This window comes from Amycolatopsis sp. cg5 (assembly GCF_041346955.1).
GTDB lineage: Bacteria > Actinomycetota > Actinomycetes > Mycobacteriales > Pseudonocardiaceae > Amycolatopsis.
Genome location: NZ_CP166849.1, coordinates 4965742 through 4981496, shown reverse-complemented (window position 1 = coordinate 4981496; position 15755 = coordinate 4965742). Strand labels below are relative to the sequence as shown.

16 protein-coding genes are annotated in these 15755 nt (G+C 68.7%); 10 read left to right on the top strand and 6 right to left on the bottom strand.

All coding sequences use genetic code 11. The features are described from left to right. Together AB5J62_RS22360 and AB5J62_RS22355 are read right to left on the bottom strand one after the other, a co-directional pair. Positions 1–1239: a DUF222 domain-containing protein gene (locus AB5J62_RS22360; RefSeq protein WP_370941855.1), complete on the bottom strand. Its 1239-nt coding sequence runs from the start codon at positions 1237–1239 to the stop codon at positions 1–3. Positions 1240–1364: 125 nt separating this feature from the next. Further along, positions 1365–2030, bottom strand: coding sequence for a hypothetical protein (locus AB5J62_RS22355; protein ID WP_370941854.1), 666 nt, complete (start codon positions 2028–2030; stop codon positions 1365–1367). 153 nt (positions 2031–2183) lie between these two features. Between AB5J62_RS22355 and AB5J62_RS22350 the strand changes: the two genes are divergently transcribed. Both AB5J62_RS22350 and AB5J62_RS22345 read left to right on the top strand, forming a co-directional pair. Continuing rightward, on the top strand, positions 2184–2945 hold the full coding sequence (locus AB5J62_RS22350; RefSeq protein ID WP_370941853.1) for a CoA transferase subunit A: 762 nt from the start codon (positions 2184–2186) through the stop codon (positions 2943–2945). Continuing rightward, positions 2945–3574 carry a 3-oxoacid CoA-transferase subunit B gene (locus AB5J62_RS22345; protein WP_370941852.1) on the top strand — a complete coding sequence of 210 codons (630 nt, stop codon included), beginning with the start codon at positions 2945–2947 and terminating at the stop codon, positions 3572–3574. Before AB5J62_RS22350 ends, AB5J62_RS22345 begins: the two co-directional genes overlap by 1 nt. Here the strand turns inward: AB5J62_RS22345 and AB5J62_RS22340 are convergent. The 4 genes from AB5J62_RS22340 to AB5J62_RS22325 are packed head-to-tail and all read right to left on the bottom strand — an operon-like array spanning position 3564 to position 6855. Further along, a complete protein-coding gene (locus AB5J62_RS22340; RefSeq protein ID WP_370941851.1) occupies positions 3564–4244 on the bottom strand; it encodes a GntR family transcriptional regulator in 681 nt (226 codons plus the stop codon). The genes AB5J62_RS22345 and AB5J62_RS22340 overlap by 11 nt on opposite strands. Before the next feature lies 1 nt (position 4245). Continuing rightward, complete coding sequence (locus AB5J62_RS22335; protein ID WP_370941850.1) at positions 4246–4989, bottom strand: Asp/Glu racemase; 744 nt, start codon at positions 4987–4989, stop codon at positions 4246–4248. A gap of 3 nt (positions 4990–4992) precedes the next feature. Continuing rightward, entirely contained in the window at positions 4993–5883 is an 891-nt protein-coding gene (locus tag AB5J62_RS22330) for a fumarylacetoacetate hydrolase family protein (RefSeq protein ID WP_370941849.1), read from the bottom strand. A gap of 12 nt (positions 5884–5895) precedes the next feature. Beyond that, positions 5896–6855, bottom strand: coding sequence for a carbon-nitrogen hydrolase family protein (locus tag AB5J62_RS22325; RefSeq protein ID WP_370941848.1), 960 nt, complete (start codon positions 6853–6855; stop codon positions 5896–5898). Positions 6856–7030: 175 nt separating this feature from the next. Between AB5J62_RS22325 and AB5J62_RS22320 the strand changes: the two genes are divergently transcribed. From AB5J62_RS22320 to AB5J62_RS22285, 8 genes are all read left to right on the top strand, one after another. Beyond that, complete coding sequence (locus AB5J62_RS22320) at positions 7031–8140, top strand: cupin domain-containing protein (protein WP_370941847.1); 1110 nt, start codon at positions 7031–7033, stop codon at positions 8138–8140. Further along, on the top strand, positions 8137–9321 hold the full coding sequence (locus AB5J62_RS22315) for an MFS transporter (protein ID WP_370941846.1): 1185 nt from the start codon (positions 8137–8139) through the stop codon (positions 9319–9321). The genes AB5J62_RS22320 and AB5J62_RS22315 overlap by 4 nt, the downstream gene beginning before the upstream one ends. A gap of 123 nt (positions 9322–9444) precedes the next feature. After that, positions 9445–10767: an alginate lyase family protein gene (locus tag AB5J62_RS22310; protein WP_370941845.1), complete on the top strand. Its 1323-nt coding sequence runs from the start codon at positions 9445–9447 to the stop codon at positions 10765–10767. 113 nt (positions 10768–10880) lie between these two features. Next, a complete protein-coding gene (locus AB5J62_RS22305) occupies positions 10881–11456 on the top strand; it encodes a TetR/AcrR family transcriptional regulator (RefSeq protein ID WP_370941844.1) in 576 nt (191 codons plus the stop codon). Further along, positions 11453–12811 (top strand): amidase, encoded by a 1359-nt coding sequence (locus AB5J62_RS22300; protein ID WP_370941843.1) that lies wholly within the window; start codon positions 11453–11455, stop codon positions 12809–12811. The genes AB5J62_RS22305 and AB5J62_RS22300 overlap by 4 nt, the downstream gene beginning before the upstream one ends. A 16-nt stretch (positions 12812–12827) precedes the next feature. Beyond that, entirely contained in the window at positions 12828–13709 is an 882-nt protein-coding gene (locus AB5J62_RS22295; protein ID WP_370941842.1) for an alpha/beta fold hydrolase, read from the top strand. Beyond that, positions 13706–14971, top strand: a complete 1266-nt coding sequence (locus tag AB5J62_RS22290) for an MFS transporter (protein ID WP_370941841.1) — start codon at positions 13706–13708, stop codon at positions 14969–14971. Before AB5J62_RS22295 ends, AB5J62_RS22290 begins: the two co-directional genes overlap by 4 nt. A 68-nt stretch (positions 14972–15039) precedes the next feature. After that, positions 15040–15366, top strand: a complete 327-nt coding sequence (locus AB5J62_RS22285) for a hypothetical protein (RefSeq protein ID WP_370941840.1) — start codon at positions 15040–15042, stop codon at positions 15364–15366. Positions 15367–15755: the final 389 nt, after the last annotated feature.

Genomic DNA, 15755 nt, shown 5'->3' with positions numbered 1-15755 from the left:
TCATGCACAGACCGGGTTGTCGGCGTAGCGGGGTGGCGGGTCGTGGGCGGTGTTCTTGGCGGGCGTGCGGTGCGGGTCGAGGTAGGCGGGTGGTGTCCACCAGACGGTGCCGTCCTTGATTTCGAGGTCCCAGCCGCCATGGTGGATGAGGTTGTGGTCGCGTTCGCAGACGAGCGCGAGGTTGTTGAGGTCGGTCGGTCCGCTGTCGCCGATCCAGTGGTCCGCGTGGTGCGGGATGCACCACTTCGGGCCCCTCGTGCAGCCGGGCCGGGTACAGCCTTTGTCACGGATGGCGAGGGCGTGCCGCTGGGCTCGGCTGGCGTGCCGCCGCGACCGGCCCAGATGCAGGACCTCGCCTTTCGTGTTCATCACGGCAGGCACGAGCAGGGCATCGCAGCACATCTTGAGCAGCTCGGAAGCGCTGGCCGCGCCCCAGTCCGTCAAGTGCGCCGCCGCTGCCCGGCGCTGCAGTTCCTCCAGGGTCACGGTGACCATGACGACCGCTTGCTCACCGGCTCTCGACGGCATCCGTGGCGAGCGGGTGGCGGTGTCGAAGACTTGGACCACCGCGTCGCCGAGGCGTTGTTCGCGGCTGCGGGGATCCGGGTTGCCGAGTTCGTCGGCGGCATCGGGTTTGGCCAGCGTGTCCAATGCGGCGGCGATGACCTTGCCCGCGTTGCCGTCGAGATCGGCGGTGAGCCTGAAGCGGCCGGAGCGGGTGAACCAGTACCGCGCCTCCCGCCGCGGCCGCGCCAGCTCCCCTTCACGATCGCGACGGTCCTTGCCTTCGATGTCCCAGTACGACCTGAGTCGCTGTCCGACCTTCGCCACGCTGATCGGGGTGGCCATCTTGGCCAGCCCGATCAGCATCTTCTCATCCTCGGCTCGGTTCTCCGGCGTGAGCCACGACGGTGTCTGGGACAAGGTTTTCTCTATCTCGTCCAAATGCTCGGCGCTGAGGTCACCTTCACGCGCCGCCTGCCGCGCCAACGGCATGTCGGTGGTCGCGTGACGTACCCGACGGGCGGCTTCCCGCCGCGACAGGAACATGATCCGCTCCAGGAACAAGGCCGTACTTCGGGTCCCCAAACCGGGTCCCAGCTTGCGTCTCTCGAACTCCTCCACCAGGTCGAGAACTCGTGCGTAGAACCGACGAAGATCAGTCTCGGACGCCAGAAGGCGCGCGGTCAGCTCTTCGTCGGAAAGCTGCCACGGCGGCGTCAGTTCAGTAGTTTCCACACATTCAATGTAGCCGCACATCGGTTCGAGTGCCAAAAAAAAGAATGACCAATAGGACCATTTGAACTTAAACACTTAGAGCGCTCTAAGCGCTTAAGAGAGCGCGTAGCAGCGAGAGAGCGACGTCAGGCCCAGCGCGCCTTGTGGAAGATAGGATCGAGGCCGTAGATGTCGAACTCGGTCCCCTGCGGCGCCCCACCGTCACCACGCAGGATCCACGTCAGCGACGACAGGATCGCGTGCCCCCACTGGTGGATGTCGCGATTGGACGCGATCAGCTCGCCCGCCTCGGTCATGACATCGCCGACCTGATGCAAGGCCGACGCCGGCCCGGAGATCATGAGCGTGCCCGCGTGCTCGGTCAGCGAGATCCGGTCGTCCTGGATGTAGTGCGGCGCACGAGGTTCCGGTGTTCGCAGCGTGAGCGGCCTCGCCTCGGAAGCGCGACGGCGGAAGCCCGCGCGCAGCTCGGGCCATGCCGACGGCCGCAGCCCGATGTCCTTGCGGATGATCAGGAGGTCGACCGGCTCGACATCACGGAACCAGTACGCGATCTCGTCGGCGAGGTCGTTCTTGCGGAGCGGCACGTGGACCGCGCTGTGCGGACTGGACGCCGCCATGCGGATCAGCGCGCCCAGCCGGAGCAGGTCTGCCCGGCAGCCGGTGATCTTGCCGTAGCCGGTCAGCGTCGGCGGGCGGACCCAGGTGTTGCGCAGGCGCGCGTCCGGGACGAGCACGCGGCACAGCCTGCCATGCCCGGCGACGGGATGGGCGAGAGCGGACAAACGCATGCTCCTCCTCTCGTCGGCGGCCGGGTGTGAGCGTGGCGCATGGTGCCCGCCGTGTCGAGCGAATATGGCAAAGCCACACCTGCCGCGAGCGTGAAAAGTGTGCTTCGCGCACATATCCAGGGTGGGGTGGTCGGTACATAAAGTGTTGCCACTATGAACAAGGTATTCCCGACCGCCGCCGCGGCGGTCTCCGATGTCCACAATGGAGCCTCGTTCGCGGTCGGCGGCTTCGGGCTGTGTGGCGTGCCCCAGGTCCTGATCGACGCGGTGCACGCCACCGGGGTGTCCGGGCTGACGCTGGTGTCGAACAACTGCGGCACCGACGGACGCGGACTCGGCGTCCTGCTCGAATCCGGCCGGGTCGCGCGGGTGGTCGCGTCCTACGTGGGCGAGAACAAGGAGTTCGCCAGGCAGTACCTCGCGGGTGAGCTCGAAGTCCGGCTGACCCCACAGGGCACTCTCGCCGAACGGCTACGCGCGGGCGGCTCCGGCATTCCCGCCTTCTACACGCCCGCCGGTGTCGGCACCCAGATCTCCGAAGGCGGGCTGCCGTGGCGTTACGCCCCGGACGGAAGCGTCGCGGTCGCGTCGCCGCCGAGTGAGACCCGCGCGTTCGGCGGCCGTGAGTACGTCTTGGAACAGGCGATCACCTGCGATTTCGCGCTGGTGCGGGCGGCTCGCGGTGACCGGCACGGGAACCTGGTCTTCCGCAGGTCGGCCGCCAACTTCAACCCGATGGTGGCCACCGCGGGCCGGATCACCATCGCCGAGGTCGAGGAGCTCGTCGAAGACCTCGATCCCGACCGGATCCACGTGCCCGGCATCTACGTCCAGCGGGTCGTCGAGCTGACGCCGGAGCAGGCGGCCGACAAGCCCATCGAACGCCGCACCACCACCGAAAGGAACGCCGGCTGATGCCGTGGACACGGGACCAGATGGCCGCGCGCGCCGCGGCCGAACTCGCCGATGGCAGCTACGTCAACCTGGGCATCGGGCTGCCGACGCTGGTGCCCAACCACATCCCGGCCGGCACGCGGGTCGTGCTGCATTCCGAGAACGGGATTCTCGGCACCGGGCCCTATCCCGCCGACGCCGAGGTCGACGCCGATCTCATCAACGCGGGCAAGGAGACGGTCACCACGCTGGCCGGCGCCAGTTTCTTCAGCTCGGCCCAGTCGTTCGGAATGATTCGAGGCGGCCACATAGACACCGCGATCCTCGGCGCCATGCAGATCTCCGCCCGCGGCGATCTCGCCAACTGGATGATCCCCGGCAAGATGGTGAAGGGCATGGGCGGCGCGATGGACCTCGTCCACGGCGCCCGGCACGTCGTCGCGCTCACCGAGCACACCGCGCGCGACGGCAGTCCCAAGATCGTGGCCGACTGCACGCTGCCGCTCACCGGCCGCGCGTGCGTCGACCGGATCATCACCGACCTGTGTGTACTCGACGTCGCCGAAGACGGTCTTCACCTGATGGAAACCGCTCCCGGCGTCACCGAGGCGGACGTCGCCGCCGCTACCGGCGCACCCGTCAAGACGTGAGGATCAGGAGGCGTTTCGCGGTCCCGGCGTCCAAATGGGACACCGTGCTGATCAAGTGGGCGCGCAGGGCCTCGAGCGCCTCGTCGGGATCGTGCTTCACACAGGCGGCGAGCATGCGCTCGTGCTCCTGACGGCGTGTGGTCAGCAGGTCGTTGTCCGACTCGCTCTGGATCCGGTAGCGCTCGCTGTTGTGCCACGTCTGCTCGGTCGAACGCATCAGCCAGGCCGACCCGGCCGCCGCGTAGATCGCGTAGTGGAACTCCTTGTGGTGCACCCGAGCCTGCTCGGCGTCCCCTCGCTCCAACGCCGCACGCTGGGCCTCCAGCGCTTCGAAAGCCCGGCTCTCGTCGGCCTTGTCGAAGTGCTGGGCGGCCCGGCGGCAGAGGGTTCCTTCGAGCAGGATGCGGGTGCGGTAGGTGTCGACCAGGTCGTCCAAAGACAGCGGGCGGACGACCGCGCCGCGGTGGGGGAGCAGGTCGACCAGCCCGGTCGATTCCAGCCGCCGCAACGCCTCGCGGATCGGGGTCATGCTCATGCCGAGCTCGGTCGAGAGCTTCTGCAGCCGCAGTGGCTCGCCGGGGCCGAAGGTGCCGTCCTTGATGAGCTCGAGGATTGCGTCGTAGGCCTGGCCGGTCGTGGTCTGCTTGCCCGCGGGCTCGGCCTTGGTCATGTCAGTGGGTCCCGTCCAGCAGCGCGCCCGCGCCCGGCACCACCGGTGGCAGCCCCAGCTCGGCGAGGATGCGGTAGGTGGTGGCCACGGCCGCGGTGATCACCGGCTTGCCGATGCGGTCCTGCACCGCCTGCACCACGGGCAGCGACGGCATCTGGACACATGCGGAGAGTATAACGACGTCAGCGTCGTGGTGATCGAGGCGATCGACCAGCGTTTCGAGCCGCCGCGGGTCCTGCGCGCCGACCGCCAGGTTATCCGGGATCTCCAGCGCCAGGTAGTCGGTGACCTCGTGGCCCTCGGCCGTGATGTAGCCGGCGACCTGCTCGGTCAACGGCCGCAGGTACGGCGCGATCAGCGCGACGCGCTTCGCCGAGAGCACCTTGAGTGCGTCGACGAGCGCGCCGGCGCTGGTGACGACCGGCGCCGGGTGACCGTTCGCGCGGGTCACTTCGAGCAGGCGCTTCTGGGATTCGCGGTGGTAGCCCTCGCCGCGGCTCATGATCGCGACCAGGCACGCGTACCCGAGCACGTCGACGGCCGCGTCGGACAACTCGGCGGCGCAGCGGTCCGACTCGTCGTCCATCGCGGCGAGTTCCGCCGCGGTCACCTCCTTCATGCGCATTCGCGCCGAGTGGAACGTGAAGCGCTCCGGCGCGATCGCCTCGCGGGCGCGCAGCATCGCCGGGACCTCGGTCTCCATGGTCGTGTTCGAACTGGGGACGATCTGGCCGATCCGGTACATGGCTCAGACCGCCTTCACGGGGTTGCTCAGGGTGCCGATGCCTTCGATGGTCGCGGCGACCAGGTCGCCGGGGACCAGGAAGGTCGGCGGATCCATGGCCGCGCCGACGCCCTGCGGCGAGCCGGTGGCGATCACGTCGCCCGGTTCGAGCGTGACGCCTGAGGTGATCTCCTCGATCAGTTCGGGGATCCGGAAGATCATCTGGGCGCTCGTGCCCTTCTGCCGCCGCTCGCCGTTGACCGTCAGTTCCATGCCGAGCGCGTGCGGGTCGGGGATCTCGTCAGCGGTGACCACGATCGGGCCGAGTGGCGCGTAGGTGTCCTGGCCCTTGGAGAAGAACCACTGGCCGGATCGGCGCTGGTCACGGGCGCTGATGTCGTTGACGACGGTGTAGCCGAAGACGTGGTCGAACGCTCGCGCGCCCGGTACCGAACGCGCCGTCTCGCCGATGACGACGCCGAGTTCGCACTCCCAGTCGAGCTGGGCGGTCATCCGGGCGTTGTGCTCGATCGGCTGATCCGGGCCGATCACCGCGGTCGCGGGCTTCGAGAACAACACCGGGCGGTCCGGCCGCCGCGCGTCGGTGTCGAGCGTGCGGCTGGACTCCTCGACGTGCTCGGCGTAGTTGAGGCCGACGCCGACGATCTTGCCCGGCCGCAGCGGTGCGTGGAGCACCACTGCGGACAGTGGCACGACGTGGTCGGCCCGTGGCGTCCCCGAGTACACAATGGACTGGACGCGGGCGTGCAGTTCCGGGCCTGCCGCGATGTAGGCGCGCAGGTCACCGGGCACGTCGGGGACGGCGAGCCGCAGATCGAGCACGGCGTCGTCGCCGACGAGCACGCCGAGCCGGGGCTCACCGTCGGCGGTGTGGCTGAAGGTGGCGAATCGCATGGTAGCTCCGTTTCAGTCGGTGAAGGACAGCCCGGACCGGCGGGTCCGGTCGAGGGTGAGCGAGAAGACGTCGAAGCGGTTGTAGTGCCCGATGACGTCGTGCATTTGCTTGGCCTGGATGGATTTGGCGAGGTCGAGGTCGGCGTAGACGATGCCCTCGGCGTCGATCAGCGGCTCGCCGATCGGGCGCCCGTCCGGCCCGAACACACCGCTGAGCGCGCAATGCTCGCGGCGCAACAGTTTCCGGGTGGCCTCGTCGTGCCCGAGCAGTTCGACCATCTCTTCGGAGATCGTCGAACAGGCGACGACCGTGAACGTCTTGCCTTCGAAACTCTGCGCGGCCGAGCGCAGCCTGATCGCGTCGGCCATGTCGTAGTCCGGCGGCGCGACCGGCAGCGCGATGTAGCTCGCCACATGCACCTGCTCGCCTTGCGCCAGCAAAGCGAAGCGCGCCAACGGATTGGTGTTCTCGCCGCACGCCAGCGCGCCGAGCCGCCCGATCGACGTCTCGTGTACGCGGACCGAACTGCCGTCGCCGTGGCCCCAGGTCAGCTTCTCCGCCCAGGTGGGCACGAGCTTGCGATGCACGCCGAGCAACTCGCCGTCCGCGCCGATGAGCAGCACCGAGTTGTAGAGCGTCCCGGCCGAGTACGGATCGCGTTCGTTCACGCCGATCACGACGTGGGCGCCCGCCTCGCGCGCGGCCGCGCACAGGGTCGCGACCTCGGGGCCGGGAACGTCGATCGCCGACCGGTAGAGGCGCTCGAACCACGGGCCGCCCTGGACCGGGTTCAGCGTCCAGTTCCAGTACGGATACGCGGAGACGAACACCTCGGGGAAGGCGATCAGCCGCGCGCCCTTCGCGGCCGCGGTCTCGATCAGGCGGCACGCCTTCTCGACGGTCGCGGCGGTGTCGAGGAACACCGGCGCCGCCTGGACGGCGGCGGCGCGGAAGGCGGGGAAGCTGGCCATCGTCACCTCTCAGAGTCGGGATGATTTGATCAAATCTTACATCGACGGTCAAGAATATGAACCCTGAGCAGCGAATAGAAGCTGAGAATATCGCCGAATTTGATCAGAAACGGCTTGGATTTGATTAAATCTTGGGCTACCTTGGGCGTCACCGCTCGATCGAGAGGACGGACACATGGACTTCGACGACGACCGGCTCGGCCGGGCCAGGGTGCGGGACACCGCCGAACTGGACGCCTACTACGACGAACTGGCCGGCCTCGACGCCGGCGCGCTCTGGACGGTCGCGAACAAGATCGAACCCTGGTACCCGCGGCCGGAGTCGGTGCCGACGCACTGGCCGTACGCGAAGCTGCGCCCGCTGGTCACCAAGGCGCTCGACCTGGTCAGCGGTGACGACGCCGGACGGCGCGTGGTCGCGCTCTACAACCCGGAGCGGCGCGATCTCGCCGCCGCTGTCGGCCTGCTCTACACCGGGCTGCAGATCATGGGACCCGGCGAGTCGATGACCGCGCACCGGCACCAGGCGGCCGCGCTGCGGTTCGTGCTGGAGGGCACCGGCGCTTGGACCATTGTGGACGGTCAGAAGCTCAGCGTCGGCCCGCGCGACTTCGCGATCACCCCGAATTGGACCTGGCACGAACACGGCAACGAGGCGGACGACGGCCCGGTCATCTGGCAGGATGGTCTCGACATCCCGCTGGTCAACGCGCTCGACGCGCCGTTCTACGAGGTGCATCCCGACATCTACCAGAAACAGGAAGGCGTCGTGAACTCGTCGCTGCTGGTCTACGGCGCCGGGCAGCTGCGCCCGGTCGGCGACCCGTGGCACAAGAACCACTCGCCGCTGCTGGCCTATCCGTGGGAGCCGACGTACGAGGCGCTGCTCAAGGCGGCCAAGGCGACCGACGGCTCGCCGTACGACGGCGTGATCATGGAGTACGCCAACCCGGTCACCGGCGGCTCGGTGATGCCGACGATGAGCGCGCACATGCAGTTGCTCCGCGCCGGCGAGGCCACGCTCGCGCACCGCCAGGTCGGTTCGAAGATCTACACAGTCGCCAAGGGCAGCGGCTCGTCGGTCGTCGCAGGTAAGCGCTTTCAGTGGACCGAGGGCGACATTTTCTGCGTACCGTCATGGGCCTGGCACGAGCACGCCAACGCCAGCCGCTCCGAAGACGCGTGTTTGTTCTCCTTCAACGACTTCCCGGTGATGCGCTCGCTCGGCTTCTTCCGCGAGGAGTGCTACACCGACAACGACGGTCACCAGGAGGTGGCCGCGTGACGACCACCGCCGCCCCGCCCAGGACCGCGATCGCGGTCGTCCTGTGCTGGCTGTTCATCGTCTTCGACGGCTACGACCTGATCGTCTACGGCACGGTCGTGCCCGGTATCGGCCGCGAGTGGGGCATCGGGAAATCCGCCGCTGGCCTGATCGGCAGTCTCGCTTTCCTCGGCATGATCGCCGGCGCGCTGGCGGGCGGCAGGCTCGCCGATTCGCTCGGCCGCAAACGGGTGATCCAGGGCTGTGTCGCGACGTTCTCGGTGGCGACGGTCGCGTGCGCGTTCGCCACCGGCCCCGCGGCCTTCGGGGTGCTCAGGTTCGTCGCGGGACTCGGGCTCGGCGGGATCGTGGTTTCGGCGAACACGCTGATGACCGACATCACCAGCCCGCGCCATCGGCCGCTGGTCGCCACCGTGCTGATGTCCGGAGTGCCGATGGGCGGCAGTATCGCGGCGCTGATCGGCATCGAGATCATCCCGTCGCTCGGCTGGCGCTGGATGTTCGCGCCGGCCGCGATCCCGCTCGTTTTCCTGCTGCCGCTGGCGATCCGGTACCTGCCGGCGCACACGACACCGCGTCCTCGCGACGCGGCGACGGCCTCGGGCTACCTGGCGATCCTGCGTAAACCGTTGCTGCCGCTGAGCGTGCTGTTCGGCTTGTCGGTCGCGACCACGTTCATCACCTGGTACGGACTGGGAACCTGGCTGCCGGGGATCATGGCGCAGGCGGGCTACGACCTGGGTTCCGCGCTGACGTTCGCGCTGGCGCTCAACCTCGGCGCGGTCGCCGGGTCCAGCGTGATCGCCTGGGCGGGCAGCCGGTTCGGCGCGATCCGGGTCGCGGCGTTCGCGATCGGCGTCTCCGGGGTGTCGCTGGTGGCGATGTCACTGGGAAATCCCGGCACCGTCGGGTTGTACGCGCTCGTCGTGGCCGCCGGGATGGGCGCGCACGGCGCGGCCTGCCTGGTCACCGGCGCGGTCGCCGGGTACTACCCGGACGATCTGCGCGGCAGCGGGCTCGGCTGGGCGATCGGCACCGGCCGCGTCGGCGCGGTCATCGCGCCCAGCATCGCGGGCTGGCTGCTCTCGACCGGCCTGCCCGCGCCGGCGAGCCTGGTGTTCTTCGCGGTGAGCGCGCTCGTCGCGGCGGCCGTGTACCTCGTGCTGGCGCGGAGGTACTGACAGCAGAGGCCGGGGTCACAAATAGGTAACGGCTGCGCTTGCCATCTTCAGCCTGTCGGCGTTCAGAGTTCTACTCGTGCGTCACATACCTGTTGAATGTTCATGGATATGAACGGAGTAGCAGTGTCGCCACTCAGACCTCTCCGGCGCATCGGCGTTCTCGCCGCGACGGCGGCCGTGTTGAGCCTCCCGCTGTCCGCCGGCGTCGCGTCGGCCGCTCCTGTCTCCAGCGGGGCATGCTCGTTGCCGGTGATCTCTCGCTTCTGCCCGCCCAAGACCGTCGTCCTCGACGGAAAGCGCCTGCTGGTCAACAAGCTCGCCCTGCTTGTCGGCGAGCGGACGGTCACGGCGTCTCTCAAGGATCTGCTCAAGCAGGCCGACGTAGCGGTCAAGGAAGGACCGTGGACCGTCGCCGACAAGGAGCGCGTGCCGCCCAGTGGCGACAAGCACGACTACATGAGCCTCGCGCCTTATTGGTGGCCCAGTAAGGAGAAGACGCCTGAGAACCCGCTCGGCTGCCCGTACGTTCAGCGAGACGGCGTGCTCAACCCAGAGACGACAGCCTTGTCCGACAAGGCTGAGCGACTCAAGGCGTTCACGGCGATCTACCAGCTCTCGCTGGCCTGGTACTACACCGGCAAGGCCGAGTACGCGCGCCGCGCGGCGCTCGACCTGCGCACGTGGTTCCTCGACGCCGCGACCAAGATGAACCCCAACCTGAACTTCGCGCAGGGCATCCCCTGCAAGACCGACGGCCGGGGCATCGGCATCATCGAGTTCGCCTACACCTTCACCCAGGTGCTCGACGCCGCCGCCATCCTGAGCACCGGCGCGCCCGGCTGGTCGAAGGGCGACGAGAGCGCGTTCAAGGGCTGGTCGGCCGACTTCCTGACCTGGCTGCGCACCAGCCAGAACGGCAAGGACGAGGCCGCGGCGCAGAACAACCACGGCACGTTCATGGACATGCTCACCTCGGGCATCGCGCTGTACACCGGACAGACCGCGGTCGCCAAGGACATCCTCGAGAAGGCCAAGGCAGGCCGCGTCGACGTGCAGATCGCCGCCGACGGCAGCCAGCCGCAGGAGATCGCCCGTACCCGCACCTACCACTACTCGACCTTCAACCTGGTCGCGTTCACCCGGCTCGCGCAGCTCGGCGAACGCGCGGGCGTCGACCTCTGGGGTTACCAGAACCCCAAGGGCGGCAGCATTTTCAAGGCCGTCGACTTCCTGCTCCCCGCCGCCACCAAGGGGCAGTCGGAGTGGAAGTACCCCGACCTGAACTTCCTGCAGTACGCGGCACTGGACAGCGTCCACGCCGCGGCGGACGCCGGTGACCGCGAGGCCCGCGCGGCGCTGCCGAACGTCCCGAAGTCGCCGATCGGCGACCTCTACCCGGTCCGCCCGGCGGCCGAGCAGCTGGACGACATCTCGACCACCGGCTAGCGGGGAGCCGGGATCGGCGGGGAGTCCCTCGCCGATCCCGGCGACCCTTGCGTGCCTGCCGGGAAGCTGTCTATCCTCCAATTCACTACAACATGTAGCGAATTGGAGACGACGTGGCTGGCCGACCCCGGGATCCCGAGCTCGAGAAGCGACTGCTGGACGCGGCCTGGTCGCTGCTGACAAGCCGGGGCTACGACGCGCTGACCATGGCGAAGGTGGCCGCGCAGGCCCAGGCGCACCGCACCGACCTGTACCGGCGCTGGCCGACCAAGGCGCAGCTCGTCGTCGACGTGCTCGCCGGGCATCTGCCGCCGGTCTCCGACCACGACACCGGAAGCCTGCGCGGCGACCTCAAGGCGATCGTCGACGACTTCGCCGAGTCGTGGTCGTCGAGCTGGGTCGACGGGCTCATGGCACTGACGGCCGATCTGCACACCGATCCCGACGCCGAACTCGCGTTCCGCACCATGGCCGAGGGACGCGGGCGGCCGCTGCACCACGCGCTCACGCGGGCGACGCGCCGGGGTGAGATCGGCGAGATCGACGAACTCGGCCTGGTCGGCGACCTGATCGAAGGTCCGCTGATGCACCGGCGGATGATCGGCCGCCAGCCGCTGACGCCGGAGTACCTGGACGCCGTGGTCACCGCGGCCCATCGGCTGCTGACCGGCATGTCGGTGCCGTCGTGAGCCTCCACGAACTGTCCGCGACCGAGCAGTTCGACGCGCTGCGCGGGGGAGAGGTCAGCTCTCGTGAACTGACCGAGCACTACCTCCGGCGCATCGAGCGCCTCGACGCCGGGCTCGGCGCGTTCGTCACCGTCACGCCGGAACTCGCGCTCGAGGAAGCCGTTCGCGCGGACAAGCGGATCGCCGCGGGGGAGTGGGCGCCGCTGCTCGGCCTGCCGATCGGCATCAAGGACCTGTATCCGGCCGCGGGTGTGCGCACGACGTTCGGGTCCGCCGCACTGGCCGGTTTCGTCGCACCGGAAGACTCCTGGACCACGGCGCTGGTGCGGCGCGCCGGTGCGGTGCTCGTCGGCAAGACCAACACCGCCGAGTTCGGCGCCACTTGCTACACCCACAACGACGTGACGGCCCAGCCGGCCGTGACCCCGTATGACCTGGGGCGCTACGCGAGCGGGTCCAGCGGTGGCGCCGCGACCGCCGTCGCGGCCGGGCTGTTGCCGCTGGCCACGGCAGGCGACGGCGCCGGATCGACCAGGACGCCCGCCGCGGTCTGTCACCTGGTCGGGGTGAAGCCCAGCCGCGGTCTGGTCGGTTCACCCGCGCTCGTCAGCACGACCGTCGAAGGGCCCATCGCGAGGACCGTGGCGGACGCGGCGTTGCTGCTGGACGTGATGGCGGACGGCGTTCCCGCTTGTGCGCCAAGGAAACCGTTGCGTGTCGCGATGTGGACCGACACGGGTCTCGATGGGCCTCCGCATCCGCAGGCCGTGCGCGCCGTCGAGCGGACGGCTGCGCTGCTGCGGGACTTGGGGCATGACGTGCGCGAGGTTCCGATCCCGGCCGGCTGTGACGAACGGGTGCGCCAAGCGCTGCGCAAGCATTTCGCCTCGTCGGTGCACGCGGCGGTGTCCACTTTGGTCCCACCGGACGACCGAGGCTCGCTCCTGCCGTACACCCGCCACCTCTACGCAGAGGGCGAAGCGATGCTGGGCCGTGAAGTGCTTGCGGTGGAAGGGATTCTCGCGGAGTATGCCGGCGCGTTCCTCGCCGCGTTCGCCGATTTCGACGTCGCGCTGACCCCGGTCACGAACGGCCCGCCGGTCCCGATCGGGCACTTCCTGGCCGGCGGCGTCGAAGCCGTGCCCGAGTCGATGCTCGCCTGGTCCGGCTACACGCCTTGGGCGAACTTCACCGGCCAGCCCGCGATCGCGCTGCCGTCTCATGTGGACGAAGGGCTGCCGCACGGCGTGCAGCTCGTCGGCCGGCCTCGGCACGACGCCGAGCTGCTCGCGCTCGCCGCCGAGTTGGAGGACGCGGCGCTGTGGCAGGACATCCATCCGCCTTGTTGGGATTAGTGAGAGGCAGGCCCTGATGCTGGATCCTGGGCAGGGATTGACCGAGCGGCTCGTGGCATTGCCCGACGGGCGGCGGTTGCGCGCCATCACCGCGGGCGCGGGCGCCGGGCCGCTCGTCGTGTTCGAGGCCGGAATGAGCGCGCCCGCCGCGTCCTGGACGCACACTCAGCGCGAGATCAGCGCCCGCACCCGGACGCTGTCCTACGACCGCGCCGGGTACGGCGGAAGCGACGCCGACCCGGCCGACCGCACCCTCGACCGCATCGTCGACGACCTCACCGCCCTGCTCGACGAACTCGGCGAGACCGGGCCGGTCGTGCTCGTCGGGCACAGCTGGGGCGGCCCGATCATCCGCCTGTTCGCCGAGCGGTCCCCGCGGCGCGTCGCCGGCCTGGTCTTCGTCGACGCCACCGTCGCCGAGGTCATGAACCTCAGTGCCGCGAAACTGGCCACGATCAGTTTCGGTGTGCTGTCGGTGCTGGCCCGGTTCGGCGGCCGCGGCCTGATCGAGAAATTCACGTTGCCGCACGGCGTCTCCCCGGCCATCAGCCCCGCCGACTTCGCCATCCTGTTGCGCGACTACGCCTGCGTGAGCGCCATGCGCGCCGGGCGCCGCGAGGCCGCGCAGATCGGCGCGGCGTTGCCGATCATGCGCCGCCTGCAAGCGGCTGGAACCCCTGACGTGCCAACGGTTTGCCTGCAGGCAGGGCGAGTCGAGCGCGGCATGGCGAAGGGCCGCCCGATGTTCAACAAGGTCGCGGCCGACCTCATGGCCGCAGCACCCCAAGGCCGTGTGGTCGTCGTCGAAGAGGCAGGACACCTTCTCCCGCAAGAAGATCCGGCAGCCGTGCGCGACACCATCCTCGAGATCATCGACGCCGCGACGGTGACGCCATGACCGCCGAAGCGGTCGTCCAGGCCACCGGTCACCGCCGCCTGCTGGCCGCCTTGGTCGGCACGAACGCCGCCGCCTACATCGGCACCTCGGTCCCGATCAGCCTCCTGCTGGTCACCCACCTCACCGCGATCGCGGGACCGGCGGCGACGTCGGCGTTCAGCCTGGTCACCGGCATCGGCGGCATCACCGGCCTCATCGCCAACCCACTCGGCGGCCGCATCAGCGACCGCACCGCCGCCCGCTTCGGCCGCCGACGCACCTGGATCCTCACCGCCGGCCTCGGCGCGGCCATCCTGCTCGTGGTCATGGGCTGGACCACCGAGGTCTGGCAGGTGGCGCTCGGCTGGGCCCTGATCACGGCCCTGATCGCCTTCCAGCTCGCCGCGAGTTCCGCACTCGCCGCCGACCAAGTCGCCCCGGCCCGCCGAGGAACGGCTTCGGGCGTCGTCGCCTTCGTGGCACTCGCCGGGCCCGTGTTGGGTTTCGCGCTGGTGAGCGCGGTCCCGGCGTTGCCGTGGTTGCAGTGGGGCGTGGTCGGGGTGCTCAGCGCGGCCGGTGTCTTCATGTGCGTCCTGCTCGTACGCGATCCGCGACATGAGGCGCCTCACGATGAGCCGGGCCTCGCGATGGTGCTGCGGTCGTACTGGGTGAACCCGCGCAAGCATCCCGCGTTCGGCTGGGCGTGGGTGGTGCGTTTCCTGATCACCGCGGCTTGGGCGTCCAACAGCTATCTGGCGTTCGTGTTCACACAGCGCTTCGGGGTGCCGACGGAAGAGGTGGCGGGGAAGATCCTCGTCCTGACGCTGATCGGGATCCTTTGCGTCGCCGTGACGGCTTGGCTGACGGGCTGGCTCTCGGACCGGCTGCAGCGTCAGAAGCCGTTCGTGCTCGGTGGGGGACTAGTGCTGGCGGTCGGCCTGGTTGTGGTGACGTTCTCGCCCGCGATCCCGGTCGTGTACGCGGGCGCTGGGATCATGTCGCTGGGCTACGGGACTTTCCTGGCTACCGACTTCGCGCTGTGCCTGCGTATGCTTCCGGATCCCGAATCGGCGGGGAAGGACTTCGCGGTGCTGAACATCGCGAGCATTCTGCCTGTTGCCGCTGTGCCTTTCGTTGCTCCGGCTCTGCTTGCGGCTGGGGGCTTTGTGGTGCTTTTCGGCGCTCTTGCGGTGCTTGGTGTTGCTGGGGCGGTGAGTGTTCTGCGGCTGCCTGATATCGGGCAGGAAGGGCAGCCGGGCTTTGCGGCGATGACGCGGGCTTGAGGTAATGCGTGTTGTTCAGAGGGAAGTATTCGGGTGGTGCGGCCAAGCGCCTGTGTCACCATCGTGGCGTGGAGCTTGGTGACGGTATGTGTGTGGTTCGCATCCCACCGCAGGATGATGGCTGGCTCGGCTTCGACCTTGCCGAGGTCATGTCTGCGGTGGGTGATCGTGCTGACCTGCGGTGGGTCCTGCGGTTTGCCTCGTTCAACGGCGACGTGTTGACATGCACGCAGATCGTCGACGGCGAGTTCAGCGGATACCGGGAAGAGCGGCTGCGCATGCGTCTGGAAGTAGTCGACAGCAGCTACTGGGTTGTCGCGGCTGACGATCCTCGGGCACTGGCAAGTGTTCGCTCGGCGTTTCACGGTGTGACAGACGATTCGCAGCTTGTGTAACGGGGAGTGCCTCTTCACACCTCCTGGAGCGGTCTCGCGCCTAGCGCTGGGTGGGCTGTGGTCGTGAGTGGTACGGCCGGTTCTAACCGGTCTAAACACTCACGACCCCAAGCCCAAGCAGGCCGACTCACCGCCCAGGGTGGGCGGCAGCCACGAGCGATCCCGGCGGAGTAAAGCGGGCTTTATCCCCACGCTGAGACGCAAGCTTGGGGGAGGGCTTGTCAAACGACACGGCCCGAGTGCAGCATCGGAAAGCCGCGAATGATCCAAAGTGGAGAATGGCTGAGGCCTGTCGAGGGCCTGCTGAAGGAGGCGGGAGGAGTCACCACTCCCTTCCATTATCAACATATAGCGCACAGGGGGGCTTGCCGCAAGACCCCGGTTGTGCC